24 protein-coding genes are annotated in these 26,970 nt (G+C 64.7%); 19 read left to right on the forward strand and 5 right to left on the reverse strand.

What is annotated here, in order from left to right; genetic code table 11:
• Nucleotides 1–24: 24 nt before the first annotated feature.
• Both NX780_RS07755 and NX780_RS07760 read left to right on the forward strand, forming a co-directional pair.
• Complete coding sequence (locus NX780_RS07755) at nt 25–444, forward strand: hypothetical protein (protein ID WP_258827290.1); 420 nt, start codon at nt 25–27, stop codon at nt 442–444.
• A 254-nt stretch (nt 445–698) separates the two neighbouring features.
• Nucleotides 699–875 carry a hypothetical protein gene (locus NX780_RS07760; protein ID WP_258827291.1) on the forward strand — a complete coding sequence of 59 codons (177 nt, stop codon included), beginning with the start codon at nt 699–701 and terminating at the stop codon, nt 873–875.
• A gap of 17 nt (nt 876–892) precedes the next feature.
• On the opposite strand, the gene NX780_RS07765 is transcribed toward NX780_RS07760, so the two are convergent.
• Both NX780_RS07765 and grxD read right to left on the reverse strand, forming a co-directional pair.
• A complete protein-coding gene (locus tag NX780_RS07765; protein ID WP_258827292.1) occupies nt 893–1,486 on the reverse strand; it encodes a UbiX family flavin prenyltransferase in 594 nt (197 codons plus the stop codon).
• 4 nt (nt 1,487–1,490) lie between these two features.
• The gene (gene grxD, locus NX780_RS07770; RefSeq protein WP_020656899.1) at nt 1,491–1,805 is read right to left on the reverse strand and encodes a Grx4 family monothiol glutaredoxin; all 315 of its coding nucleotides are present in this window, start codon (nt 1,803–1,805) and stop codon (nt 1,491–1,493) included.
• A gap of 136 nt (nt 1,806–1,941) precedes the next feature.
• On the opposite strand from grxD, the gene NX780_RS07775 reads away from it, so the two are divergent.
• Nucleotides 1,942–2,253 carry a hypothetical protein gene (locus NX780_RS07775; RefSeq protein ID WP_258827293.1) on the forward strand — a complete coding sequence of 104 codons (312 nt, stop codon included), beginning with the start codon at nt 1,942–1,944 and terminating at the stop codon, nt 2,251–2,253.
• Nucleotides 2,254–2,424: 171 nt separating this feature from the next.
• Nucleotides 2,425–2,712, forward strand: coding sequence for a hypothetical protein (locus NX780_RS07780; RefSeq protein ID WP_258827294.1), 288 nt, complete (start codon nt 2,425–2,427; stop codon nt 2,710–2,712).
• Here the strand turns inward: NX780_RS07780 and NX780_RS07785 are convergent.
• Entirely contained in the window at nt 2,696–3,157 is a 462-nt protein-coding gene (locus tag NX780_RS07785) for a GNAT family N-acetyltransferase (protein ID WP_258827295.1), read from the reverse strand. The two genes, NX780_RS07780 and NX780_RS07785, sit on opposite strands and share 17 nt — an antisense overlap.
• Nucleotides 3,158–3,164: 7 nt before the next feature.
• Entirely contained in the window at nt 3,165–5,516 is a 2,352-nt protein-coding gene (locus NX780_RS07790) for a Tex family protein (protein WP_258827296.1), read from the reverse strand.
• Between the two features lie 256 nt (nt 5,517–5,772).
• On the opposite strand from NX780_RS07790, the gene NX780_RS07795 reads away from it, so the two are divergent.
• Nucleotides 5,773–8,895, forward strand: coding sequence for a DEAD/DEAH box helicase (locus NX780_RS07795; RefSeq protein WP_258827297.1), 3,123 nt, complete (start codon nt 5,773–5,775; stop codon nt 8,893–8,895).
• A 164-nt stretch (nt 8,896–9,059) separates the two neighbouring features.
• A complete protein-coding gene (locus NX780_RS07800; protein ID WP_258827298.1) occupies nt 9,060–11,048 on the forward strand; it encodes a BCCT family transporter in 1,989 nt (662 codons plus the stop codon).
• 87 nt (nt 11,049–11,135) lie between these two features.
• Here the strand turns inward: NX780_RS07800 and NX780_RS07805 are convergent, their stop codons facing one another.
• A complete protein-coding gene (locus tag NX780_RS07805; RefSeq protein WP_258827299.1) occupies nt 11,136–11,384 on the reverse strand; it encodes a DUF3297 family protein in 249 nt (82 codons plus the stop codon).
• A gap of 131 nt (nt 11,385–11,515) precedes the next feature.
• On the opposite strand from NX780_RS07805, the gene NX780_RS07810 reads away from it, so the two are divergent.
• The 13 genes from NX780_RS07810 to NX780_RS07870 all read left to right on the forward strand — a co-directional run bounded on the left by NX780_RS07810 (nt 11,516) and on the right by NX780_RS07870 (nt 26,958).
• Nucleotides 11,516–12,661, forward strand: coding sequence for a PAS domain-containing sensor histidine kinase (locus NX780_RS07810; protein WP_258827300.1), 1,146 nt, complete (start codon nt 11,516–11,518; stop codon nt 12,659–12,661).
• 12 nt (nt 12,662–12,673) lie between these two features.
• A complete protein-coding gene (locus tag NX780_RS07815) occupies nt 12,674–13,354 on the forward strand; it encodes a response regulator transcription factor (RefSeq protein WP_036253354.1) in 681 nt (226 codons plus the stop codon).
• Nucleotides 13,355–13,571: 217 nt separating this feature from the next.
• Complete coding sequence (locus NX780_RS07820; RefSeq protein ID WP_258827301.1) at nt 13,572–14,282, forward strand: transposase; 711 nt, start codon at nt 13,572–13,574, stop codon at nt 14,280–14,282.
• A 260-nt stretch (nt 14,283–14,542) separates the two neighbouring features.
• Nucleotides 14,543–19,258, forward strand: coding sequence for a glutamate synthase-related protein (locus NX780_RS07825; RefSeq protein ID WP_258827302.1), 4,716 nt, complete (start codon nt 14,543–14,545; stop codon nt 19,256–19,258).
• Between the two features lie 28 nt (nt 19,259–19,286).
• On the forward strand, nt 19,287–20,750 hold the full coding sequence (locus tag NX780_RS07830) for a glutamate synthase subunit beta (RefSeq protein WP_258827303.1): 1,464 nt from the start codon (nt 19,287–19,289) through the stop codon (nt 20,748–20,750).
• A 424-nt stretch (nt 20,751–21,174) separates the two neighbouring features.
• Nucleotides 21,175–21,978 carry an ABC transporter ATP-binding protein gene (locus tag NX780_RS07835; RefSeq protein WP_258827304.1) on the forward strand — a complete coding sequence of 268 codons (804 nt, stop codon included), beginning with the start codon at nt 21,175–21,177 and terminating at the stop codon, nt 21,976–21,978.
• On the forward strand, nt 21,975–22,754 hold the full coding sequence (gene mlaE / locus NX780_RS07840; RefSeq protein ID WP_258827305.1) for a lipid asymmetry maintenance ABC transporter permease subunit MlaE: 780 nt from the start codon (nt 21,975–21,977) through the stop codon (nt 22,752–22,754). The genes NX780_RS07835 and mlaE overlap by 4 nt, the downstream gene beginning before the upstream one ends.
• Before the next feature lie 71 nt (nt 22,755–22,825).
• On the forward strand, nt 22,826–23,299 hold the full coding sequence (gene mlaD / locus NX780_RS07845; RefSeq protein WP_258827306.1) for an outer membrane lipid asymmetry maintenance protein MlaD: 474 nt from the start codon (nt 22,826–22,828) through the stop codon (nt 23,297–23,299).
• A gap of 5 nt (nt 23,300–23,304) precedes the next feature.
• On the forward strand, nt 23,305–24,090 hold the full coding sequence (locus NX780_RS07850) for an MlaA family lipoprotein (protein ID WP_258827307.1): 786 nt from the start codon (nt 23,305–23,307) through the stop codon (nt 24,088–24,090).
• A 108-nt stretch (nt 24,091–24,198) separates the two neighbouring features.
• Complete coding sequence (locus NX780_RS07855) at nt 24,199–24,831, forward strand: MlaC/ttg2D family ABC transporter substrate-binding protein (RefSeq protein WP_258827308.1); 633 nt, start codon at nt 24,199–24,201, stop codon at nt 24,829–24,831.
• 17 nt (nt 24,832–24,848) lie between these two features.
• Entirely contained in the window at nt 24,849–25,106 is a 258-nt protein-coding gene (locus tag NX780_RS07860; RefSeq protein ID WP_258827309.1) for an STAS domain-containing protein, read from the forward strand.
• A gap of 155 nt (nt 25,107–25,261) precedes the next feature.
• On the forward strand, nt 25,262–26,194 hold the full coding sequence (locus NX780_RS07865; protein WP_258827310.1) for an ABC transporter ATP-binding protein: 933 nt from the start codon (nt 25,262–25,264) through the stop codon (nt 26,192–26,194).
• Nucleotides 26,191–26,958 (forward strand): ABC transporter permease, encoded by a 768-nt coding sequence (locus NX780_RS07870; RefSeq protein ID WP_258827311.1) that lies wholly within the window; start codon nt 26,191–26,193, stop codon nt 26,956–26,958. The genes NX780_RS07865 and NX780_RS07870 overlap by 4 nt, the downstream gene beginning before the upstream one ends.
• Nucleotides 26,959–26,970: the final 12 nt, after the last annotated feature.

Consider the following 26,970-nt stretch of genomic DNA (forward strand, 5'->3'; position numbering starts at 1 on the left):
CCGCCCACGATTGTAAGTATCTCAATGAATTCAACCAATGAACGGGAGAGTTTCAGCGAGCGTCTGCAGCAGGCGCTGAAGAACGCCCACTATTCTCCCGATAGTCCTACCCGCCTCGCGAGGGAATTCAATATCCGGTTCGAAGGCCGTCCAATCACGGTCCATGCCGCCCGTAAATGGCTGGTTGGCGAAGCCATTCCTACCCAGGAAAAGCTGCGCATGATCGCCCAGTGGCTGGGCGTGCCCGCCGACTGGCTGCGCTTCGGCGGCGCCGAGCACGCTGGCGCCGGTGAGGGTAGCGGCGCGGCAGGCGCCCGCTTCGAGTCCGCCGATGTCAAGCTTATTGCAGATTTACAACGCCTCGACGAACACCATCGCCAGCTCGCACGCGAGTTCATCCGCATGCTGGTGCGCATGAATCACGCCAAGGCCGAGCAAAAATAAGTACCTTGAAAAACCTGCTGCGCGTTGCATTGTCGGTCTGCGATGCTCCGCTACGGCGGACCGGCTGTACTACTCGTACAGCTGCGCTTCTCGACCAACACTGCTGCCGCTCGCAACGGTTTTTTAAGGTCCTATAGTTTCGTTACTGCACTTTTCGTGAGCCAGGGAACGCACAAACCGTCCCGGCTGGTACATAATCTATTCGGTGGCGCGCGGCTTCGCGCCCACTGGTCACGTCAAGGAGCAGCTGCCGTATGCGAAACAACTACGCCAACACCGCCCAGCTCAAGGAACTGATGACCGCACCGCCGATGACGGCGGCGCGCCATGCCGAGGTGATGCGACAACGCAATGCCCGGCGGCGGATGCTCGAAGAAGCGCGTGAGGCCAAGAAGGCCGACGATCCGGTTTTCGACGGCGACAAACGCTAGACAGGCGGCCGGGACGCTCAAGCGTCCGCAGTGCCTTTCATGCCGCCCCAGCGCGGGGCGTGGGCATTGTCGAGCCCGACCAGGTCGATCGCACGGTCGACCGTGTGCTCGACCATTTCCTCGATCGTCGCAGGACGGTGATAAAAGCTCGGCAGGGGCGGGAACACGATGCCGCCCATTTCGGTCACGGCCGTCATATTGCGCAGGTGCGCCAGGTTGAAGGGTGTCTCGCGCACCATCAGCACCAGCCTGCGCCTTTCCTTCAGCATCACGTCCGCCGCGCGCGCGACCAGGTTGTCCGACAGCCCGTGGGCGACGGCGGCCAGCGTTTTCATGGAACAGGGAGCGACCACCATGCCGTCGGTCTGGTACGACCCGCTGGCGATCGCCGCGCCGATGTCGCGGTTGCGGTGTACGACGTGGGCCAGCGCTTCGGCATCGCGCCGCTGCAGGCCGAGTTCCTGGTGCAGGGTGAGGGTAGCGGCGTCGGACAGCACCAGGTGGGTTTCCACGCCTGACGTTGCGCCCAGCCGTTTCAGGAGCTGGACGCCATAGACCGCGCCGGTCGCGCCCGTGATGGCGACAATGATCCGGCGCGGACGATTCGACATCGAATCAGCCGTTCTTCAGCAGGGTCTGCAGCTCGCCCGACTCGTACATCTCGTTCATGATGTCGGAACCGCCGATGAATTCGCCGCGCACGTACAGCTGCGGGATGGTCGGCCAGTTCGAGTAATCCTTGATGCCCTGGCGGACTTCGGCGTCTTCCAGCACGTTGACGGTGGCGATGTTGTCGACGCCGCAGGCTTTCAGGATCTGGATGGCGCGGCCCGAGAAGCCGCACTGCGGGAATTGGGCGGTACCTTTCATGAAGAGCACGACCGGGGTATTGGTCACGGTTTCTTTGATCCAGGTTTGAACGTCGCTCATGTGATTGCCTTCAGTAGAAATGGGTGAGATGGCGCCATTTTATAAGAATTCCGCTGTGCGGGCGTGGCCGGCAGATGGCGCCACTGCGGCGTTTCTTAGTATGATGGTCGGCTTATCAATATTCTGGAGCCCAGCAGTGACGACCTACCGCGGTTATGCCACCATGTCCACGCCCGTGATGTGGCTGTTCGCCCTCATCTTCGGCGTGCCCGCCGTGTTCGACCTGACGGTCGACCTGGACGGGATGTCGCGCCAGGACATCGTGCATAACCTCGCGCGCCTGTGCGTCGGCGTCTTCATGCTGTACTGCGCGCTGCGCGTCCAGCAGGGCAAGCGCGAAACGCTGGCTTCGCGCGCCACCGTCATCGCCGGCCACCTCTGCTTCGCCTTCCTGGCCGTGATGCTGCTATTTAAACTTGGTCAATATCTCGGCCTGGCCGTTCTCTGACACACTTCAGTCGGTGTCAGGTCTGACATTCAGACACGAGCTCAGCAATCAATGGTGATTATGCTAGAGCTCGTGTCCAGATGTCAGACCTGACACCAGGGTTGAGCGTGCATGTTCGCGCGGCGCGGACTGCGGTATGATCCCGCGTTCATTTATTAACCGGTCTCCGTCATGCAACAGCCACCCCGTCGCGGCCCTTCGGCCGGCGGCAACTTCGTCATCGCCACCCTGCTCGGCATCCCGGGCCTGATTAACCTGTTCGGCGGCTTCACGCGCGGCAGTCCAGGGGAGATCATCTGCGGCGTCGCGGCGCTCGCCTATGCGGGCCTCTTGGTGCGCGACGGCCTGTCGATCCGCAAGACCGGACTGCCGGCCATGCCGCAGGGCCGCATGCTCCTGATCGGTTTTGCCTTCCTGAGCATCTATATGATCGGGCTCTTCCTCAAGCACCGGGGCTGAGCGGTTTACCGAGGCAGACCGACACCGCGCTGCCCACATACTTGCCCCAGGCGGGCGCCTCGAGATAGCCGTGGCGGCGGTAGAAGTCCACCGCGCGTGCGTTGATGCGGCGCGTGGACAGGCGCACTTCCCGGTAGCCGAGATCGCGCGCCTGCGCCTCCAGCGCGGCCAGCAGGCGCTTGCCCGCGCCGCTGCCGGGACGCGCGTACATCCGCTTGATCTCCCCGACATCGGCTTCGCCCTCGAGCGGCCGCAAGGCGCCGCAGCCGGCCGGCGCGCCGTCTTCCGCGCGCGCGACCAGGAAGACCGCACGCGGGCCGCGCACATCGTTCGCGTCGAACGACGAGGCGCCGCTGTCGCCGGTGACGGCGGCCAGCGCCGCATCGAGTTCCGAGATCAGGAGCCGGACGTCCGGATCGTCGGGATCGATGGGCGCGACCTGCATCACCTGATTACTTCTTCAGCTTGGCGAAAGCCGCCGCCATCGCGCCGCCTGCGCTTGGTGCGGCTTTTTCCTGGCGCTGGTGCTGGCCCATGCGCTTGCGGTCATCGCGGTCGCCGCGCTGCTGCGGCTGCGCGCCGGCCTGCGGCGCCGAATCCGACAGGCGCATGGTGAGCGCGATGCGCTTGCGCTTGGCGTCCACTTCCAGCACCTTCACCTTCACCACCTGGCCGGCCTTCACCACCGTGTGCGGGTCCTTGACGAAGGTGTTCGACAGCGCAGAGATGTGCACCAGTCCATCCTGGTGCACGCCGATGTCCACAAAAGCGCCGAAGGCGGCGACGTTGGTGACGACGCCTTCCAGGATCATGTCCGGACGCAGGTCCGCGATCTCTTCCACGCCTTCCTTGAAGGTCGCGGTGGTGAATTCCGGACGCGGGTCGCGCCCCGGCTTTTCCAGCTCCTTCAGGATGTCGCTCACGGTCGGCACGCCGAACTTGTCGTCCGCATACCTGGCCGGGTTGAGCGACTTGATCAGGGCGCTGTCGCCGATCACCGCCTTCATGTCGCGCTTGATATCGAGGAGGATCTTCTCGACCACCGGATAGGACTCGGGGTGGACCGCCGACGCATCGAGCGGATTCTCGCCGTTCATCACGCGCAGGAAGCCCGCGGCCTGCTCGAAGGTCTTGTCGCCCAGGCGCGGCACCTTCTTCAATGCCGCACGCGAGGCGAATGCGCCCTGCATGTCGCGGTAGGTGACGATGCTCTGCGCCACGCTCGAAGACAGGCCGGAGACGCGCGCCAGCAGCGGGGCGGACGCCGTGTTCACGTCCACGCCGACCGCGTTCACGCAATCCTCGACCACCGCGTCGAGCGAGCGTGCGAGCTGGGCCTGCGACACGTCGTGCTGGTACTGGCCGACGCCGATACTCTTCGGATCGATCTTCACGAGTTCCGCCAGCGGGTCCTGCAGGCGGCGCGCGATCGAGACCGCGCCGCGCAGCGAGACGTCGAGTTCCGGCAGTTCGCGCGAAGCGAATTCGGATGCCGAATAGACCGAGGCGCCGGCTTCCGACACGACGATCTTGGTCAGCTTGAGCTCCGGACGCTGCTTGATCAGGTCCTGGGCCAGCTTGTCGGTCTCGCGCGACGCGGTGCCGTTGCCGATCGAGATCAGGGAGACGTTGTGCTTGGCCGCCAGCTGGCCCAGCACGTGCAGCGAACCATCCCAGTCGTTGCGCGGCTGGTGCGGATAGACCGTGGCGGTGTCGACCACCTTGCCGGTCGCATCGACCACGGCCACCTTGACGCCGGTGCGCAGGCCCGGGTCCAGGCCCATGGTGGCGCGCGGGCCGGCCGGCGCGGCCAGCAGCAGCGACTTCAGGTTGCGCGCGAAGACGTTGATCGCATCGAGTTCGGCCTTCTCGCGCAGCGCGCCCATCAGCTCGGTCTCGATGTACATGAAGCTCTTCACGCGCCAGGTCCAGCGCGCGGTGTCGAGCAGCCATTTGTCGGCCGGACGGCCCGCGCCCTTGATGCCGAAGGCGGCGCAGATGCGGCTTTCGCAAGGGTTGTGCGGGGCGTCCCATTTCGGTTTTTCGGCTTCCGAATCCAGGCGCAGGGTCACGTCCAGCACGCCTTCGCGGCGGCCGCGCATCAGCGCCAGCGCGCGGTGCGAAGGCACCGTGGCCAGGGTTTCGGAATAATCGAAGTAGTCGGCGAACTTCTCGCCTTCCTCCTCCTTGCCGGAAACGACCTTGGATTCGACCACGCCGTGCTCCTGCACGTATTCGCGCAGCGAAGCGAGCAGGGTCGCGTCTTCGGCGAAGCGCTCCATCAGGATCTGGCGTGCGCCGTCCAGCGCCGCCTTCGCGTCCGGCACGCCCGGGTTGGCGCCGCCGTCGGCGTTCGTGAACGCTTCGCGCAGGTAGCCGGCGGCGACTTCATCCGGATTGAGGGTCGGGTCGGCAAGCAGGGCGTCGGCCAGCGGCGCCAGGCCCGCCTCGATCGCGATCTGCGCCTTGGTGCGGCGCTTCTGCTTGTAGGGCAGGTAGAGGTCTTCCAGGCGGGTCTTGTCTTCGGCCAGCGCGATCGCCCCCATCAGCTCGGGCGTCATCTTGTTCTGCTCGGTGATCGAGGCGATGATCGCGGCGCGGCGGTCTTCGAGTTCGCGCAGGTAGCGCAGGCGTTCTTCGAGCAGGCGCAGCTGGACGTCGTCGAGTCCGCCGGTGGCCTCCTTGCGGTAGCGCGCGATGAACGGGACGGTGGCGCCTTCGTCGAGCAGGGCGACGGCGGCGGCCACCTGGGCCGGTTTGGCGGACAGTTCGATTGCTAAGCGTTGTTCGATGGATGGCAGCATGGATGGTTCAGAAATGGAGCGGAAGGTCAAGCGAACAATGATCACGCAAACACGGCAGATGCGCCAGTCTTGACAGGCACACCCCGATCATGCGAGAACAGTCGGTTTGGCAGACCATCTTCAAAACAGGCACATGCGCACGCAGGAGACACCCGGACCAGTTTTGTCCGCTACGTGCGATTCCGAACAAAACGGAAGTGTCCGTATGAAGGATAATGTTCGTTATTGTCGTTTTTAATACAGACACACGAGACCCATGCACACAGTCGATGATCATCGCGAGAACGCCAGCGACGCTCCTGTAGTCGCCCGCGCTCCCGCACGCGCTCCCGCCCTGCCCGCGCCGGTGGTGAGCTGGCTGCAAAGGGTCGAGGCCGCGGCGCATCCGCAGCCCAAGCTGACCGACGAGGTCGCTGATCCAAAGGCGGTTCAATACAAGTTCGTCTACGTGATGGCGCCCACCAGCGGCGGCCGCCACGTGGCCATCTGCCTGTGCAAGGCGCGCCTGCGCCCGAACGGCGACGTGGCCGCCGCCAGCCCGGTGAGCGAAGTGTTCTCGCTGCTGTCGGCCCCGCCCGCCTACCTGGAAGGCGACGACGTCGACCTGGTGCGCTTCTTCATCGCCATGCGCAGCGGCTCGGCCCAGGGCACCAGCGCCACCGAACCGAAAGGGAAAGTCGGCGCCATCCTGCTGCAGATGCTGCTCGAGCAGGGCAAGCTCCTGTGGGCGAACTCCTGGTCCGACATGGCCAACGGCCTCGTGTATCCGTTGCAGGCCGGCCCGACCCGCCTGGCCAGCCTGGCCTGGCGCGACGAAGGCCGCGTGGCCAAGCTCGGCTGGTCGGTGGAACCGGCCAAGGGCGCCACGCACAGCGGCGCCGACCTGATCGACTACATGCTGCCGACCGATCCACCGTGGTATATCGACAACCTGTCGATCGGCCCGCTGGAACTCAATCGCGGCGGCATCGACATCTCGCTGGCCGAATTGCAGGCGCTGGTGGCCCAGGCCCCGGCCCTCACCGGCACCGACAAGAAGCGCGTCTCGCAGCTGCTGCTGGCGCACGGCCTGCAGGGGCTGATGCCGCTGCCGCAGCCGCTGACCCAGCGCCTGCGCAACGATGTCAAGCCGATCCCGCACCTGCTGCTCGATTCCGTGCAGCTGTCCGACGGCGGCGCGGCGCGCTGGCACGACTTCGCCGTGCTGGCCTACGACTACGACGGCCAGCGTGTCTCCTTCGACCCGGCCCAGCGCGTGGTGCGCCAGATCGGCGACGTCACCGAAGTCATCGAGCGCGACCCGAAGGCCGAAGCCTCGGCGCTCAATCAACTGAACGAGATGGGCTTCCGCAAGCCCGCCACGGCGCCTTTCAATGCGATGGCCGGGGCCCTGGTGCTGGACAGCCAGGCGCACTGGCTGCGCTTCGCGGAAAGCGACCTGGACGCGCTGTCCGACGCCGGCTGGCATGTGCAGAAGTCGGCCAAGTACCGCTACGACACCGTGGCCGTCGAAGACTGGTATGCCGACATCGACGAGCCGATCGAGGCGGGCAATGCCTGGTTCGAGCTGGAGCTGGGCATCGTGGTGGCGCGCAAGCGCGTGCCGCTGCTGCCGGTGCTGGTACAGCTGATCCGCAGCGCGCCGAGCGACTTCGACCCGGCCGTGCTGGCCGCGCATGCGGAGTCCGACCAGATGCTGGCGACCCTGCCGGACGGCGTGCGCGTGGCACTGCCATGGGGGCGCCTGAAGCCCATCCTGGCGACATTGGGTGAGCTGTACTTCAACGACAAGATCAAGGCGCGCATGCGCATGTCCACCCTCGACGCGGCGCGCCTGGAAGACCTGGCGCGCGGCCTCGAGCTGCGCTGGACTGGCGGCGAACGCCTGCGCGAAACCGGCCGCAAGCTGAGCCAGTTCGGCTCGGTGAAGAAGGTCGAACCACCCAAGGGCCTGCAAGCCACCCTGCGCGACTACCAGCTCGACGGCCTCTCGTGGATGCAGTTCCTGCGCGAGTACGACCTCGGCGGCATCCTGGCCGATGACATGGGCCTGGGTAAAACCGTGCAGACCATCGCGCACATCCTCACCGAGAAGGAAGCCGGCCGCCTGACCAGCCCGGCACTGGTCATCGCGCCGACCAGCCTGATGACCAACTGGTTCGACGAAGCCGCGCGCTTCGCGCCGAGCCTGAAGGTGCTGCTCCTGCAGGGCAAGGAGCGCATGGACCTGTTCGACCAGATCAAGGACGCCGACATCGTCCTGACCACCTACGCGCTGCTGCCGCGCGACGAGGAAAAGCTGCGCGAGCACCACTATCACCTGGTGATCCTGGACGAATCGCACTACATCAAGAACACCCGCTCCAAGGCGGCGCAGACGGCCGGCTCGCTGAACGCGAACCACCGTCTCTGCCTGTCCGGGACCCCGCTGGAAAACCACCTGGGCGAGTTGTGGTCGCAGTTCCACTTCCTGCTGCCTGGCCTGCTGGGCGACGAGAAGACCTTCAACAACCAGTTCCGCCATCCGATCGAGCGCCAGGACGACACGGTGCGTCGTACGCTTCTGAGCCGCCGCATCAAGCCCTTCCTGCTGCGCCGTACGAAAGACCACGTGGCCAAGGAACTGCCCGAGAAGACCGAGATGGTGCGCCGCATCGAGCTCTCGGGCCCGCAGCGCGACCTGTACGAGACCGTGCGCCTGGCGATGGACAAGAAGGTGCGCGAGGAAATCGACCGCAAGGGCGTGGCGCGCAGCCAGATCGTCATCCTCGAGGCCCTGCTCAAGCTGCGCCAGGTCTGCTGCGACCCGCGCCTGGTGAAAGCCATGCCGGCCAAGAAGAATTCGGCGCCGGTGTCGGCCAAGCTTGCCGACCTGATGCAGATGGTCGAAGACCTGCTGCAGGAAGGCCGCAAGATCCTGGTGTTCTCGCAGTTCACCAGCATGCTCTTCCTGATCGAGGAAGAACTCGCGGCGCGCGGCATCCACTACGCCTTCCTGACCGGCGAGACCCGCGACCGTTCGGCCCAGGTGGCCGCCTTCCAGCAGGGCGCGGTGCCGATCTTCCTGATCAGCCTGAAGGCTGGCGGCGTCGGCCTGAACCTCACCGCCGCCGACACCGTGATCCACTACGACCCGTGGTGGAACCCGGCAGCCGAGAACCAGGCCACCGACCGCGCCTGGCGTATCGGGCAGGACAAACCCGTGTTCGTCTATAAGCTGATCGCCAAGGGCACGCTGGAAGAAAAGATCCAGCAGCTGCAGCAGAAGAAGTCGGAGCTGGCCCAGTCGATCCTGTCCGAAGGCGAATCGCAGAAGATGGCGCTGACGCAGGAAGACCTGCAGGCGATCTTCGCGCCGCTGGACGACGGCGCCGCCTGACCGGGGGGGGGCGCCGGCTCTGCCACGGCGCCCGCCCATTCAATCGTGCCCGGCAATCGGACACGAGGGTTCCGCGTGCTAGACTTGGCCCGGGAACGCGGGATTGGAAAGCGTACGCGCCTCGCTCATCCTGGTTTGCCGGATTCATGGAGGAACGCCAAGAGATGACTGATCCTGTGCTGAAGGAAGCCGCCCATCCTGGTCCTCGTCCGAGGATGCAGGTCAATCCGCCCGTGTTCTACATCTCGGCCGGGCTGATCCTCGCCTTCGCCCTGTTCGGAGCGGTGTTCCCGAAGCGTGCCGGCAGCCTGTTCGACATGCTCCAGGCGGGCATCGTACGCGACTTCGGCTGGTTCTATATCCTGGCCGTCGCCGCATTCCTGATCTTCGTGCTGTTCCTGATGATGAGCCGCTATGGCGACGTCAAGCTCGGTCCCGACGAGAGCGAGCCCGAATACAGCTACCTGTCCTGGTTCGCCATGCTGTTCAGCGCCGGCATGGGTATCGGCCTGCTGTTCTTCGGTGTCGCCGAGCCGGTCCAGCACTACGCCTTGCCGCCGGTGGGGGAGGGCCGTACGATCGAAGCGGCGCGCCAGGCCATGGTGCTGACGTTCTTCCATTGGGGCCTGCATGCCTGGGCGATTTATATCGTCGTGGGGCTGGCGCTGGCCTATTTCGCCTTCAGGCGCGGCCTGCCGCTGACGCTGCGCTCAGGCCTGTTTCCCTTGATCGGCCAGCGCATCCATGGCCCGATCGGCCACGCCATCGACATCTTCGCGGTGCTGGGCACGATGTTCGGCGTCGCGACCTCGCTCGGCTTCGGCGTGCTGCAGGTGAACGCCGGCTTTTCCTACCTGTTCGGGCTGCCGGTCAGTCCGACGGTCCAGATCGTGCTGATCGCCGCGATCACCGGCATGGCGACGCTGTCGGCCGCCACGGGGCTGGACAAGGGCGTCAAGCGCCTGTCCGAGCTCAACATCATCCTGGCGATCGCCCTGCTCCTCTTCGTGCTGGCGGTGGGCTCGACGGTGTTCCTGCTGCAGGCTTTCGTCCAGAACATCGGCGCCTACCTGGGGGCGGTGGTGCAACGCACCTTCCGCATGTACGCCTACGAGCCGAATGCCTGGCTTGGCGACTGGACCCTGTTCTACTGGGGCTGGTGGATATCCTGGTCGCCCTTCGTGGGCATGTTCATCGCGCGCATCTCGCGCGGGCGCACGATCCGCGAGTTCATCTCCGGCGTGCTGCTGGTGCCGGTGCTGTTCACCTTCCTGTGGATGACGGTGTTCGGCAATACGGCCATCGCCCTCGACCTGAGCGGCGCGGCGCCGATCGTGCGCACCGTTGCCGACAATCTGCCGGTGGCGCTGTTCGAGGTGCTCGAGCAGCTGCCCTTCCCCCTGATCGCATCCGGAATCGCCACGCTGTTGGTCATCACCTTCTTCGTGACCTCGGCCGATTCCGGCGCCCTCGTGATCGACATGATCACCTCCGGCGCCGCGCCGCATCCGCCGGTCTGGCAGCGCATCTTCTGGGCGGTCTGCGCCGGCGTCGTGGCCGCCGTGCTGCTGCTGGCCGGGGGGCTGCAGGCGCTCCAGACCGCGGCGCTGGCCAGCGCGCTCCCCTTCGCCGTGGTGATGCTCTTTATCTGCTATGGGTTGCTGCGCGCCCTGCAGACCGAAACCCGGGGCTCGTCGATGGACCTGTCGATTGCCGTCGACACGCCGCCGTCTGCGGCCGGCCTGAACTGGCAGCAGCGTCTGGCCAGCATCATGCACTTCTACGGCAGGACCGAGATCGCTGCCTTCCTCGAGAGCACCGCGCGCCCCGCGCTGGAAGCGGTCGCCGCGCAGATGCGCGAGACAGGCCTGGAACCGGAATTGGCCCATGCCGGGGACCGGCTCGAGCTGGATGTGCCGCACGGCGACCGCGGCACGTTCCGCTACACGATTCGCGCGCGCAGCTTCCGGCCACCGAGCTTCGCCTGGGCGGAAACGGAGGAGCCGGATTCGTCCAGCCGGCACTATCGCGCCATGGCCACCAGTTCCGAAGGCGACCAGGCCCACGACGTGACCGGCTATACGCGCGAGCAGCTGATCAACGATCTCCTGAACCGCTACGCACGTTTCCGCCATGTGCGGCGGCTTCCCTGAGAAGAGGCGCCGGCGCCATGAAAAAAAAGGCTGCCGGTACGAACCGGGCAGCCTTTCGCTTTACAGATGGTGCGGACAGGGCGCAGCTTACTTGTAATAAGCCTCGACCTTGCCTTTCAGCTTGATCAGCATCGGCTTGCCCTTGCGGTCGAGCGTGCGGCCGGCGGCGACCTTGATCCAGCCTTCGCTGATGCAATACTCTTCCACGTCGTGGCGGTCCTTGTCGTTGAAGCGGATGCCGATCTCGCGCTGGAAGACGTCGCGGTTATGGAAAGGGCTGCTCGGGTCGATCGAGAGCCGGTCCGGGAGTTGGGGGAGGGAGGTGGTATCGTTCATGACGCGAATTATCCACCAACTGCGGTCCACGTGGCGCAAAAAATGCGGCGTGAGGGCGCCCTCGGCTTGTCTGTACAAATAAGCAAGGTGGGCGATATACTGCGTGTCCCATCGCGAATAGAAAGCGCCCGATGACCCGTCGCACGGATGCATCCACCTCCGCACCAGGCCAGCCCGTGCCTGGGAATGGCATGGGCGAGCAGTTCCGCATCATCGCCGAACTCGCCGGCGACATCGCTTTCAGCATCGACCTGCCCGCGCGCACGCTGCGCTACCTGAGCCCCGCATTCAGCAGCAGCTTCGGCCACACCGGGGACGCGCTACAGGCCGCGATCGCCGGTGCGCACGACGACCTGGGCCCGCTGGGCATGGTCCTGGCAGGCGGCATGGGCGCGCCGGGAGAGCGCCGGACCCAGGAAATCGATATCCGCAACGCGGACGGCCACCCGGTCGGCCTGCAGGTGATCTCGACCATCGTGCAGAACGGGGACGGCAGCCAGTCGCTGGTCGGCCTGCTGCGCGACCTGACGCCGCAGCGCGTCCACCTGGCCGACCAGCGCCGCTTCGCGAGCATGCTGAACCACGAATTCCGCACCCCGCTGGCCACCATCGACGGCGCGGTGCAGCGCCTGGAAGCGACCGCCCAGGGCGCCGATGAACCGACCCGCCAACGCTACCGCAAGATCGCGGTGGCGACCGACCGCCTGATCGCCATGCTCGATGAATACCTGTCGCCGGACCGCATGGCCGCGATCGGCAAGGTGCGCCAGCCGAACACCATCGCGCCCGGCGAGCTGCTGGAGGCCGGCGCCGCGCAGGTGCGCGAGGCCGGGCGCGAAGCGAAGGTCGCGGCGGATGCGCTGCCGCCGGCGCTGGTATTGCGAGGCGAGCCGGAAGGCCTGCGCCTGGCGCTCAAGGTCCTGGTCGACAACGCGCTGCTGTACTCGCCATCCGGCACCCGGGTGAGCCTGGGCGCGCGCCGCAGCGGCAACGGTGTCGAATTCAGCGTGCGCGACGAAGGCGCGGGCGTCCCGCTCGAGGACGTCGCGTGCATCTTCGACAAGGGCTACCGTGGCCGCAATGCGGACGGCCTGGCGGGCAGCGGCCTGGGCCTCTACATGGCGCGCTCGATCGTCGACGTCCATGGCGGCATGCTGCGCCTGGCCGAGGGCAGTGGCGGTGCCGAATTCCGCTTGTGGCTGCCGGCGCTGGAAGATGGTGGACAACAACGACTTGCCTCATCCAGTCCCAGCAGTGATAATCGGAGCGATCAATAACATGGCTCCCGCATGACGCAGATACTGATTGTTGAAGACAACGGCGAATATGCAGACGACATGGCCGAGTTCCTGCGGGAGCTGGACCACGACGTCACCATCGCCAAGACCGCGAGCGAAATGTGGGCCGCGCTGACGCGCACCCCGGCCGCGGTCGTGGTGCTGGACCTCGGCCTGCCGGACGAGGACGGCTTCAACGTGATCCCGCGCATGCGCCAGCTGTATCCCGAGATCGGCCTGCTCGTATTGACGGGGCGCGTCGCCTTCGACCACCGCATCCTCGGCCTGCGCCTGGGCGCCGACCACTACCTGACCAAGCCGATCAAGTTCCCCGAACTCGCGGCCCACATCGAAGCCCTGGACCGCCGCGTCCGTCCCGCCGACCCGGCCCCGGCGCCGAGCAAGTGGACCCTGCGCGTGAGCGCGCGCCAGCTCGAATTGGGCGGCAAGGTGATCGACCTGACCGAAAAGGAGTGCAACTTCCTGCACCTCCTCACCATCAACACCCGCCCGGTCCCGCGCCAGGTGATCGTCGCCGGCATGGGCGGCGAAGACCCGGACGCCAGCCGCCGCGTCGACATGCTGGTCTACCGCCTTCGCAAGAAAGCCCGCTCCGGCCTCGGCCAGGACCTGCCCCTGCGCAGCGCCTACGGCGAAGGCTACAGCCTCTCCGCCGGCTTCACCCTCGCCTGACCCTCTCATTGGGGTCAGAGTCGAATTATTGAGCAATTGCCCAAATTCGTCCCATTTCCAATGAGGGTCAGCGTCGAATTATTGAGCAATGACTCATTAGAAGCGTGCTCGACCGTAATTGGGGACAGAGTCAGCCGTTTTTTCGGCGGCCTTGAGATTAATTGGGGACAGAGTAAAATTTCTCAGCTAAAATGCCTGCTCGACTTTTGAGCACGCCATGGCACGCCTACCCCGACTCATCATCCCGAACCAGCCGCACCACGTCATCCAGCGCGGCAATAACCGCCAACTGATCTTCCGCGAGGAAGTGGATTACCAGCGTTTCCTGGCCTGGCTGAAGGAGGCGGCGCGCTTCTACCAGGTGGCGATCCATGCCTATGTGCTCATGCCCAATCACATACACCTGCTCGCGACGCCCTCGGACGCGACCGGCCTGGCCCTGATGATGCAGAAGGTGGGCCGTTTCTACGTCCCCTGGTTCAATAACAAGTACGAGCGCAGCGGCGGCCTGTTCGAGGGACGCTTCCGCACCTCTCTCATCGATACGGAAAGCTATTTCCTGGCCTGCAGCCGCTACATCGAGCTCAATCCCGTGCGCGCCGGCCTGGCGTCGGGGCCGCTGGACTACCCCTGGTCGAGCTACGCCCACCACACGGGCGTGCGTACCGACGGCCTGGTCACCGACCATCTCCTCTACTGGGGCATGGGCAACACCCCCTTCCAGCGCGAAGCCGCGTATACCGAACTGGTCATGCAAGGCATCCCCCAGGACGAGCTCGACTTCGTCACCACCGCGGTCCTGAAGAACCAGCCCCTGGGTTCGGACAGCTTCAAGGCCGAGCTCGAGCGCAAGACGAAGCGCCAGATCCTGCCGGCCAAGCGCGGCCGGCCCTTCCGGGAGCCCATTCCACCCCGTCCGCAAGCGTAAGGACGCGCAAACAGTCGAACGGCACGGTTTTCCGTGCCGTTTTTTTATGCGCCGCACGCGGCAGGAACATCGCGTGCATCCATAAAAATCAAGCACTTGGCAATATTCTTGACCATGGAATTGACTCTGTCCCCAATTAATCTGCTTCGCAAAAAGTTGTCAAACAATTCGACTCTGACCCTAATTATTCTTGTTGCCGTTTGTGTTGCGTTGCACTATTCTCGATTTTCAACCCCCGAAAAAGCTGTGGAGATTGCCTCATGATTGCCCAAGGTTTGTACGATCCCGCCAACGAGCACGATGCCTGCGGCGTTGGATTCATTGCCCACATCAAGGGCAACAAGAGCCATTCGATCATCGAGCAGGGCCTGATGATTTTGAAGAACCTCGACCACCGGGGCGCCGTCGGCGCCGATCCGCTGATGGGCGACGGTGCGGGCATCCTGATCCAGATTCCTGACCAGTACTTCCGCGACGAGATGGCCAAGCAGGGCGTCGAGCTGCCTCCGCCCGGCGAGTACGGCGTCGGCATGGTCTTCCTGCCGAAGGAACACGCTTCGCGCATCGCCTGCGAACAGGAGATCGAGCGCGCCGTGCGCATCGAAGGCCAGGTCGTGCTCGGCTGGCGCAACGTGCCGGTCGACGAGACCATGCCGATGTCGCCCTTCGTGAAGGCCAAGGAGCCGGTGATCCGCCAGATCTTCATCGGCCGCGGCCCCGACATCATGGTCACCGACGCGCTCGAGCGTAAGCTCTACGTGATCCGCAAGTCTTCCGGCCACGCGATCCAGGCCCTGAAACTCCTGCACGGCAAGGAATTCTTCGTGCCTTCGATGTCGGCCCGCACCATCGTCTACAAGGGCCTGCTGCTGGCCGACCAGGTCGGCGTCTACTACAAGGATCTGCAGGATCCGCGCTGCATCTCCGCGCTCGCCCTGGTGCACCAGCGCTTCTCGACCAACACCTTCCCGGAATGGCCGCTGGCCCACCCCTACCGCCTGATCGCGCACAACGGCGAGATCAACACCGTCAAGGGCAACTTCAACTGGACCCGCGCCCGCGAAGGCATGCTCAAGTCCGCCGTGCTCGGCGAAGACCTGGGCAAGCTGTTCCCCCTGATCTATGAAGGCCAGTCCGACACCGCCTGCTTCGACAATGCGCTCGAACTGCTGGTGATGGCCGGCTATCCGGTCGCCCAGGCGATGATGATGATGATCCCGGAAGCCTGGGAGAACCACACGTCGATGGACGACAACCGCCGCGCCTTCTACGAATACCATGCCGCGATGATGGAACCCTGGGACGGCCCGGCCGCCATGGCCTTCACCGACGGCCGCCACATCGGCGGCACCCTGGACCGCAACGGCCTGCGTCCGGCGCGCTACGTCATCACCGAGGACGACCTGGTCGTCATGGCATCCGAATCCGGCGTGCTGCCGATTCCCGAGTCGCGCATCGTCAAGAAATGGCGCCTCCAGCCGGGCAAGATGTTCCTGATCGACCTGGAAGCCGGCCGCATCATCGACGACAAGGAGCTGAAGGACACCTACTCGAACGCCAAGCCGTATAAGGCCTGGATCAAGTCGGTGCGCATCAAGCTCAACGAGATCAAGCTGTCCGAAAGCCAGCTGCTGCAGCACCGCGCGAAGGACGCGCAGGGCGAAAAGACGGCTGTCACGCTGCTCGACCGCCAGCAGGCCTTCGGCTACACCCAGGAAGACCTGAAGTTCCTGATGGCCCCGATGGCCGTGCTGGGCGAGGAAGCCACCGGCTCGATGGGCAACGACTCGCCGCTGGCGGTCATGTCGAACAAGCTCAAACCTTTGTATAACTACTTTAAACAATTGTTTGCGCAAGTGACCAACCCGCCGATCGACCCGATCCGCGAGAGCATGGTGATGTCGCTGGTCTCCTTCATCGGCCCGAAGCCCAACCTGCTCGACACCAACAACGTCAACCCGCCGATGCGCCTGGAAGTCTCGCAGCCCATCCTCGGCTTCGACGACATGGCGCGCCTGCGTGCGATCAGCCTGCACACCGGCGGCAAGTTCAAGTCCTATGAGCTGAACATCTGCTATCCGGTCGCCTGGGGCAAGGAAGGCATCGAGGCAAGCCTGGCGTCGCTGTGCGCGGAAGCGGTCGATGCCGTGAAATCCGGCCACAACATCCTGATCGTCTCGGACCGCAATATGTCCGCCGACCAGGTCGCTATTCCCGCCCTGCTGGCCACCTCCACCATCCACCAGCACCTGGTCGGACGCGGCCTGCGCGCCTCCACCGGCCTGGTGGTGGAAACCGGCTCGGCCCGCGAGACCCATCACTTCGCCCTGCTGGCGGGCTACGGCGCGGAAGCCGTGCACCCCTACCTGGCGCTCGAGACCCTGGCCGATCTCGCGCACAACCTGCCGCACGAAATGGATGCGGACAAGGCCATCACCAACTACACCAAGGCGGTCGGCAAGGGCCTCATGAAGGTGATGTCGAAGATGGGCATCTCGACCTACATGTCCTATTGCGGCGCCCAGATCTTCGAAGCCGTGGGCCTGAACAAGTCGCTGGTCGACAAGTACTTCCGCGGCACCTCGTCCACCGTCGAAGGCATCGGCCTGTTCGAAGTGGCGGAAGAAGCGCTGCGCCTGCACGCGCTCGCCTTCGGCAACGATCCGTTGCTCGAGCATGCGCTGGACACCGGCGGCGAATACGCCTTCCGCGTGCGCGGCGAAGACCACCTGTGGACGCCGGACGCCATCGCCAAGCTGCAGCACTCGACGCGCGCCAACAACTACAGCACCTATAAAGAGTACGCGCAGATCATCAATGACCAGAGCCGCCGGCACCTGACCCTGCGCGGCCTGTTCGAGTTCAGGATCGACCCGTCGAAAGCCATCCCGCTGGAAGAAGTCGAGCCGGCCAAGGACATCGTCAAGCGCTTCGCCACCGGCGCGATGTCGCTCGGCTCGATCAGCACCGAGGCCCACGCCACGCTGGCGATTGCGATGAACCGCATCGGCGGCAAGTCGAACACCGGCGAAGGCGGCGAAGATCCGCGCCGCTACATGGGCGAGTTCAAGGGCATCCGAATCGCCAAGGGCGAGACCCTGGCCTCGATCCTGGGCTCGGACCGCGTGGTCGCCGACATCCCACTGGAAGAGGGCGATTCCCTGCGCTCGAAGATCAAGCAGGTGGCGTCGGGCCGCTTCGGCGTCTCCGCCGAGTACCTGGCATCGGCCGACCAGATCCAGATCAAGATGGCGCAAGGCGCCAAGCCGGGCGAAGGCGGCCAGCTGCCGGGCCACAAGGTCAGCGAGTACATCGCGTCCTTGCGCGTGTCGGTGCCGGGCGTGGGCCTGATCTCGCCGCCGCCGCACCACGACATCTACTCGATCGAAGACCTGGCGCAGCTGATCCACGACCTCAAGAACGTGAACCCGAACGCCTCGATCTCGGTGAAGCTGGTGTCGGAAGTCGGCATCGGCACGGTCGCCGCGGGTGTCTCCAAGGCCAAGGCCGACCACGTGGTGGTCGCGGGCCATGACGGCGGCACCGGCGCCTCGCCGCTGTCCTCGGTCAAGCACGCCGGCACCCCGTGGGAACTGGGCCTGGCCGAGACCCAGCAGACCCTGGTGCTCAACGGCCTGCGCAGCCGCATCCGCGTGCAAGCGGATGGCCAGATGCGCACCGGTCGCGACGTGGTGGTCGCCGCCATGCTGGGCGCCGACGAGATCGGCTTCGCGACCGCGCCGCTGGTGGTGGAAGGCTGCATCATGATGCGCAAATGCCACCTGAATACCTGCCCGGTCGGTGTCGCGACGCAAGACCCGGTCCTGCGCGCCAAGTTCCAGGGCAAGCCGGAACACGTGGTGAACTACTTCTTCTTCGTGGCCGAGGAAGCCCGCCAGATCATGGCGCAACTGGGCATCCGCAGCTACGACGAACTGATCGGCCGAACGGACCTGCTGGACAAGGCGAAGGCCATCGGCCACTGGAAGGCCCAGGGCCTGGACTTCTCGAACATCTTCTACCAGCCGAAGTCCGATTCGCCGCGCGCCCTGTTCCATACCGATGCGCAAGACCACGGCCTCGACAAGGCACTGGACCACAAGCTGATCGCCCAGGCCAAGGCCGCGCTGGAGAAGGGCGAGCGCGTCTCCTTCATCTCGCCGGTGAAGAACGTGCACCGCACCGTGGGCACCATGCTGTCGGGCGAAGTGGCCAAGCGCTACGGCCACGCCGGCCTGCCGAACGACACCATCCACATCCAGCTGCAGGGCACCGCCGGCCAGTCGGCCGCGGCCTTCCTGGCGGCGGGCATCACGATCGACCTGGTCGGCGAAGGCAACGACTACGTCGGCAAGGGCCTGTCGGGCGGCCGCATCATCGTGCGTCCGAACACCGAGTTCCGCGGCTGGGCGGTGGACAACATCATCGTCGGGAACACCGTGCTGTACGGCGCGATTTCCGGTGAAGCCTTCTTCAACGGCGTGGCCGGCGAACGCTTCGCGGTGCGTAACTCGGGCGCCGTGGCGGTGGTCGAGGGCTGCGGCGACCACGGTTGCGAATACATGACCGGCGGGACGGTGGTAGTGCTGGGCGAGACCGGCCGCAACTTCGCGGCGGGCATGTCGGGCGGCGTCGCCTTCGTCTACGACCCGAACGGTGAATTCGCCGGCAAGTGCAACACCTCCATGGTCAACCTGGAGCCGGTGCTGGCGACCAAGCAGCAGCTTGATAAAGCCGGCTGGCACAGCCAGACCCGCGATGGCGAACGCGAATCGGATGAAACCATCCTGCGCCGCCTGATCGAACGCCACTTCAAGCACACGGGTTCGACCCGCGCGCGCAACCTGCTGGACGACTGGGCCAACAGCCGCGGCAAGTTCGTGAAGGTCTTCCCGACCGACTACAAGCGCGCACTCGAGGAGATGCACAACTCGAGCATGGAAGAGGCGAACGACAAGATCGAACTGGCGGCGTAACAGCACGCTGCGACAAAAGGAAAACAACGTGGGCAAAATTACCGGCTTCATGGAATTCGCACGACAGGAAGAGGGCCACCTCGAGCCTGGCGATCGCGTCAAGAACTACAAGGAATTCGTGCTGACCCTCACCGACGGCCAGGCCAAGGTGCAGGGCGCGCGCTGCATGGATTGCGGCATCCCCTTCTGTAACACGGGCTGCCCGGTGAACAACCAGATCCCCGACTGGAACGACCTGGTCTATCACGGCAACTACCGCGCGGCCGTCGAGAACCTCCACTCGACCAACAACTTCCCCGAATTCACGGGACGCATCTGCCCGGCGCCCTGCGAGTCGGCCTGCACGCTCGGCATCAACGACGAGCCGGTCGGCATCAAGTCGATCGAGCGCAAGATCGCCGACAGCGGCTGGGAGCACGGCTGGATCGTGCCGCAGCCGGCTGCCGTGAAAACCGGGAAGAAGGTCGCCGTGGTCGGCTCCGGCCCCGCCGGCCTGGCCGCGGCCCAGCAGCTGGCGCGCGTCGGCCATGAGGTCACGGTGTTCGAGAAGAGCGACCGCATCGGCGGCCTGCTGCGCTACGGGATCCCCGACTTCAAGATGGAGAAGGACCTGATCGACCGTCGCGTCGAACAGATGAAGGCGGAGGGCGTGACCTTCCGCACCAGCGTCCTGATCGGCAAGGACTTCCCGGCCACCGTGTCGAACATGGCACGCGACACCATCTTCCCGGAAGACCTGGAAAAGGAGTTCGACGCCGTGGTCCTGGCCGGCGGCGCCGAGCAGCCGCGCGACCTGCCTGTGCCGGGCCGCGAACTGAAGGGCGTGCACTTCGCCATGGACTTCCTGCCGCAGCAGAACCGGGTCAACGCCGGCGACAAGCTGAAGGACCAGATCAAGGCGACGGGCAAGCACGTGGTCGTGATCGGCGGCGGCGACACCGGTTCCGACTGCGTCGGCACCTCGAACCGCCACGGCGCTGCCTCGGTCACCCAGTTCGAACTGATGCCGATGCCGCCCGAGCAGGAGAACAAGCCCCTGGTCTGGCCCTACTGGCCGACCCGCCTGCGCACCTCGTCCTCGCACGAGGAAGGCTGCCAGCGCGACTGGGCGGTCGCGACCAAGCGCCTGGAAGGCAAGGGCGGCAAGGTCGAGAAGCTGGTCGCCTGCCGCGTCGAATGGAAGGACGGCAAGATGAGCGAGGTGCCGGATTCGGAATTCGAGATGAAGGCCGACCTGGTCTTCCTGGCCATGGGCTTCGTCTCGCCGGTGCAGAACGTGCTGGACGCTTTCGGCGTGCAGAAGGATGCCAGAGGCAATGCGCGCGCCACGACCGACGGCGAGCGTTCCTACCAGACCTCGAAGGCGAAGGTGTTCGCAGCGGGCGACATGCGCCGCGGCCAGTCGCTCGTCGTGTGGGCGATCCGCGAAGGACGGCAATGTGCGCGTGCGGTCGACGAATTCCTGATGGGCAGTTCGGTTCTCCCGCGCTGAGGCCGGGACGAGAACAGCAAGGCGGCTTCGGCCGCCTTTTTTTCGTCCATCGCTCCTGTGGGCACAGCCCAACAGAAAGACGCTTACCGGCACGCTTATGTGCGTGCGCGCACGACCACAGGGGAGGGAATGTCCTTACGCTGGGGCCGTATTGCAGTGCGTCAGCTGAGGCTGTGACAAAGGGTCATTGTCATCCTGCCAGAGTTAGTTGCTCTATGGAATTTGTTGATACAATTCAACAAATCGCAATATTGGCAGACATACATATCTCTTCAAAAACAATCACTTACAAGCGAAAATATCTGACTCTTTGGTTAGTTTTGTTGTAATTGTACGTCGACCGACCGGCCGAAAATGGGCCACCTCAAGCGAGGCTTAAGCTTTCTGCACTACAATAACGGATTACCTCAATAACAAATACGCTGTGTCGAACCTAGTCGAAATCCGCGATCTGCACTTTTCGTACGGAGAGCGTTCCATCCTGTCGAACCTCCGCATGGACTTCCCACGCGGTAAGCTCATCGCCGTCATGGGTGGTTCGGGCTGCGGCAAGACCACGGTCCTGCGCCTGATCGGCGGCCAGATCCGTCCCCAGCGCGGCCAGGTGCGCGTGAACGGCGAAGTGGTGCACGAACTGAATACCGAAGGACTGTACCGCCTGCGCCGCCGCATGGGCATGCTGTTCCAGTTCGGCGCCCTGTTCACCGACCTGTCGATCTTCGACAACGTCGCCTTTCCCCTGCGCGAGCACACCGACCTGCCGGAAGAACTGATCCGCGACCTGGTGCTCATGAAACTCAATGCCGTCGGCCTGCGCAATGCGCACCGCCTGAAACCGGGCGAGATTTCCGGCGGCATGGCGCGCCGCGTCGCGGTCGCCCGCGCCATCGCCCTCGATCCCGAACTGATCATGTACGACGAGCCTTTCGCCGGCCTGGATCCGATCTCGATGGGCGTGACCGCCAACCTGATCCGCAACCTGAACGATGCCCTCGGCTCGACCTCGATCCTGGTCTCGCACGACGTCAACGAGACCTTCGCCATCGCCGACTACGTGTACTTCATGTCGGCAGGCAAGATCGTGGCCGAAGGCACGCCGGCTGAGCTGCGCGTGTCCCAGGACCCGTACGTGAAGCAGTTCGTGAACGCCGAGCCGGACGGCCCGGTGCCCTTCCATTATCCGGGCAAGTCGCTCAGCGACGACCTGGGCCTGGGAGGCAAGCGATGATGCGCGCGCTGGAATCGATCGGCCGCTGGGTGCGCGAGGGCGTCGAGAGCCTGGGTTTCGCGACCCGCGCCTTCTTCAACCTGCTGCGTTTCTCCCCGGGGGCATTTCGCCGCCCGACCCTGATCACGGAACAGGTCCATTTCATCGGCAATTACTCGCTGGTGATCACGATCGTCTCGGGCCTGTTCGTCGGCCTCGTGCTGGGCCTGCAGTTCTATGTCAACCTGATCCAGTTCGGCGCCGAGGAGAAACTCGGTCCCCTGACCGCGCTGTCGCTCGTGCGCGAACTCGGTCCGGTGGTCACGGCGCTGCTATTCGCAGGCCGTGCCGGCACCTCGCTCACGGCCGAGATCGGCCTGATGAAGGCCGGCGAGCAGCTCACCGCGATGGAAATGATGGCGGTTAACCCGGTGCAGCGCGTGCTCGCGCCGCGCTTCTGGGGCGGCGTCATCGCCATGCCGGTGCTGGCGGCCGTGTTCTCGGCGGTCGGCATCGTCGGCAGCTACCTGGTCGGCGTGAAACTGCTGGGCCTGGACGAGGGCGCCTTCTGGTCGCAGATGCAGGCCGGTGTCGACGTCCAGCGCGACATCGTCAGCAGCGTCATCAAGAGTTTCGTGTTCGGCATCGCCGTGACTTTTACCGCCCTGTTCCAGGGTTATCACGTCAAGCCGACCCCGGCGGACGTCGCGCGCGCCACCACGCGCACCGTCGTCATCGCCTCGCTGCTGGTGCTGGGGCTGGATTTCGTGATGACCGCCCTGATGTTCGGGCAGTAATCAGAAAAGCAATAATACAGAATCAACGTTTGTTTGGCCGCGCACAGACGGCCTGAATACTAGGAAATACTATGCACCGTAAAATCATCGATGTCTGGGTCGGCCTGTTTGTCCTGCTGGGCGCCGCCGCCCTCCTGTTCCTGGCCCTGCAGGCCGGGAATATGAGCACCTTGTCGTTCACCAAGACCTATGCCGTGACCGGCAAGTTCGACAATATCGGCGGCCTGAAGCCGCAGTCGCCCGTGAAGAGCGCGGGTGTGGTGGTCGGCCGGGTGGGCGAGATCAGCTTCGATGACAAGACCTTCCAGGCGCAGGTGCGCCTGGACCTGGACCAGAATTATCAGTTCCCGAAAGATAGTTCGCTGAAGATCCTGACCGCTGGCCTGCTGGGCGAGCAGTACATCGGCATCGAACCGGGCGGCGACACCAAGAACCTGGTGGACGGCGACCGCATCAACCGTACTCAGTCGGCCACGGTGCTCGAGGACCTGATCAACCAGTTTATCTACAGCAAGGCCGCTGAAGGAAAGGAAGGTAGCGAATGAAGCACATGCCAGTTTCCGCAGGCCCCCTGCGCGCGCTTGCCGCCGCCGCTGTCGTCGCATTGCTGAGCGGTTGCGCCACCACGAATCTGCAAGACCCGCTGGAAGGCTATAACCGCACCGTGTTCCGCTTCAACGATGCGGTCGACCGCACCGTGCTGAAGCCGACCGCGACCGCCTACAAGAACGTCACCCCGGGCTTCGTGCAGACCGGTGTGAACAATTTCTTCGGTAACTTGTCCGATGCCTGGAGCGCGGTGAATAACCTGCTGCAGGGCAAGGGCCAGGCCGGCATGGGCGATGTGACCCGCGTCGCCGTCAACTCGACCTTCGGCATCTTCGGCCTGCTCGACATCGCCTCGGAAGCCGGCATCCCCAAGCACAACGAGGATTTCGGCCAGACCCTGGGCGTCTGGGGCGTGCCGAGCGGACCCTTCGTGATGCTGCCGCTGCTGGGTCCGTCCACGGTGCGTGACACCGCGGCCTTGCCGGCCGACATCGGTGGCGACATCTGGAAGTACAAGGAACCGGCCAACTGGCGCAATATCGGCGCCGCCGTGCGCGTGGTCGACAAGCGCGCCACCCTGCTGGACGCGGGCAACCTGCTGGAAGACGCCGCCCTCGACCGTTACGAGTTCATCCGCGACGGCTATATGCAGCGCCGCCAGAGCCAGGTCTATGACGGCAACGTGCCGCGCGAGACCCAGGCCGACGAAGCGACGAGCAACGCGGAACCGGCGGCCGACCCGGCCGGCAAGGCCGTGGCTGAGCCGGCGGTCAAGCCGGCACAGTAACAAGTCCTTACACAACGGTGTCATCCGCCAGCCTCAACAAGAGTTAACATGGCATGCCCCGCCGGCCGCAAGGCTCGGTGCGGCGTCTACCAACAAGGAAACCGACACATGAAACCCATCATCCAACTGATCGCTACCGCAGCCGCCACCGTCGCTTTCGCCACCTCCGCCATCGCCGCCGAAGCACCGGACGCGCTGGTCAAGCGCATCAGCGCCGACGTCATCGAGACCGTGAAGGCCGACAAGGACATCCAGGCCGGCAACCGCGCCAAGATCATGGACCTCGTGAACAGCAAGATCCTGCCGCACGTGGATGCCGAGAAGATGACCCAGCAGGCAGCCGGCCGCTACTGGCGCCAGGCTACCCCGGAACAGCAGAAGCAGCTGATCAAGGAATTCACCAACCTGCTGGTCTACACCTACGCAGGCGCGCTGTCGCAGATCAAGAACGAAACCGTCGAGTTCAAGCCTTTCCGTGCCGAAGCCGGCGCCAGCGACGTCGAAGTGCGTTCGCAGGTCAACGTCGCCCGCGGCGAGCCGATCACCCTGAACTACCGCCTGTCGAACGGCCCGCAAGGCTGGAAGATCTACGACATCAACGTGCTGGGCGCCTGGCTGGTCCAGACCTACACCAGCACCTTCGCGAGCGAGATCGGCAAGACCGGCATCGACGGCCTGATCAAGAAGCTGGCCGAGCGTAACCAGCAGCTGGCCTCCAAGCCGCTGAAGGCGCCGAAGTAATGGCCGAAGCCAATCCCATGCTCTCGTTAGACGCCTTGACCTTCCAGAGCGGCCGCGCCGCCCTGGAACAGGGCTGTGCCGCGATCGCCGCCGGCGAGACCGTGTTCGACCTGGGCGGCGTCGGCGCCGCCGACTCCTCGGCCGTGGCCGTGCTGCTGGCCTGGCAGCGCCGCGCGCGCGCCGCGAACCAGCGCCTCACCTTCATCAACGTTCCCGAGAACGTGCAGAAACTGGCCACGCTGTATGGCGTGGACCAGCTGTTGCCTCAGTCGTAACGCTGTTCCTGCCGGGTGGCGGCTCTTCGCCAGGCGCCCGGCAAACCCCTCCCGCCGCAAATTCCCCCGCCGGCCTCTTGTATTTCTGATTTCACCTATAATGGGCCGTTTCCCCGCACGGTCCCGGTGCGTCCGCACCATCCTCCCGAACAAGAATGACAGCGATCCAGATTAGCAGCGTCGAGAAAAGCTACAAGGGCTTCAAGGCCCTCAAGGGCGTCTCCATGAACATCGAGGAAGGCGAATTCTTCGGCCTCCTCGGCCCCAACGGCGCCGGCAAGACCACCCTGATCTCCACCATCGCGGGCCTGATCCGCCCGGACGTCGGCAGCGTCAAGATCCACGGCCATGACGTGGTGACGGACTTCCGCGAAGCGCGGAAGCGCCTGGGCGTGGTGCCGCAGGAACTGGTGTTCGATCCCTTCTTCACGGTGCGCGAGACCTTGCGCCTGCAGTCGGGCTACTTCGGCATCAGGAACAACGACGCCTGGATCGACGAGGTCATGCACAACCTGGATCTCACCAACAAGGCCGACGTGAACATGCGCGCCCTGTCCGGCGGCATGAAACGCCGCGTGCTGGTGGCCCAGGCCCTGGTGCACAAGCCGCCCGTGATCGTGCTGGACGAGCCGACCGCGGGCGTCGACGTCGAACTGCGCCAGACGCTGTGGAAGTTCATCTCGCGCCTGAACCGCGAAGGCCATACCGTGGTGCTCACCACCCACTACCTGGAAGAGGCGCAGGCCATGTGCCAGCGCGTCGCCATGTTGAAACTCGGCGAGGTGGTGGCGCTGGACACCATGTCGGCGCTGCTGCGCCGGGTGTCGGGCTCGCAACTGGTGGTCAAGCTCAAGAGCGGTGACTTGCCGGAGGGCCTGCGCCACCTGGTCTCCCACGACGAGCACAATGAAAACAACGGCGGCAACAAGTACACCCTGCGCGTGAACGACGTCCAGGAAGTCGAGCCGATCCTGGCGCGCCTGCGCGAGAGCGGCGCCGTGATCGACGAGATGGCGCTCGAGCAGGCCGACCTCGAGGACATCTTCCTGCAGGTCGTCGGCGACAAGCAGCCTGGAGGCCCGCAATGAATCTGTTCTCGGTGGGTTTCCGCACCCTGTTCTACAAGGAGTCGCTGCGCTTCTGGAAAGTGGCGACCCAGACCATCGCCGCGCCCGTCGTCACGGCCATGCTCTACCTGCTGATCTTCGGCCACGTGCTCGACGGGCGCGTCGAGATGCTGGAAGGCGTCAGCTATACCTCCTTCCTGATTCCGGGCCTGGTGATGATGAGCGTGCTGCAGAACGCCTTCGCCAACTCGTCCTCGTCCCTGATCCAGTCCAAGATCACCGGCAACCTGGTGTTCATCCTGCTGCCGCCGCTGTCGCATGCCGAGATCCTGTCGGCCTATATCGCCGCCTCCATCCTGCGCGGGCTCGCGGTCGGCTTCGGCGTATTCGTGATCACCGCCTGGTTCGCGCACCTCTCCTTCGTGGCGCCGCTGTGGATCATCGTGTTCGCCTTCCTGGGCGCGGCCATCCTCGGCACCATGGGCGTCATCGCCGGCATCTGGGCGGAAAAATTCGACCAGCTGGCGGCTTTCCAGAACTTCCTGATCATGCCGGCCACCTTCCTGGCCGGGGTGTTCTATTCCATCCAAAAACTGCCGCCGTTCTGGCTGGCGGTCTCGCATTTCAACCCGTTCTTTTATATGATTGACGGGTTCCGCTATGGATTCTTCGGCAAATCCGACGTCTCGCCCTGGACCAGCCTGGCCATCGTGTCGGTGTTCCTGGTGGTGCTGGCGGCCATTGCGATCAATATGCTCAAGCGCGGCTACAAGCTTCGCCATTAAAGAATTCACTGG

It is taken from the genome of Massilia agri (assembly GCF_024753255.1).
Taxonomy (GTDB): domain Bacteria; phylum Pseudomonadota; class Gammaproteobacteria; order Burkholderiales; family Burkholderiaceae_D; genus Telluria; species Telluria agri.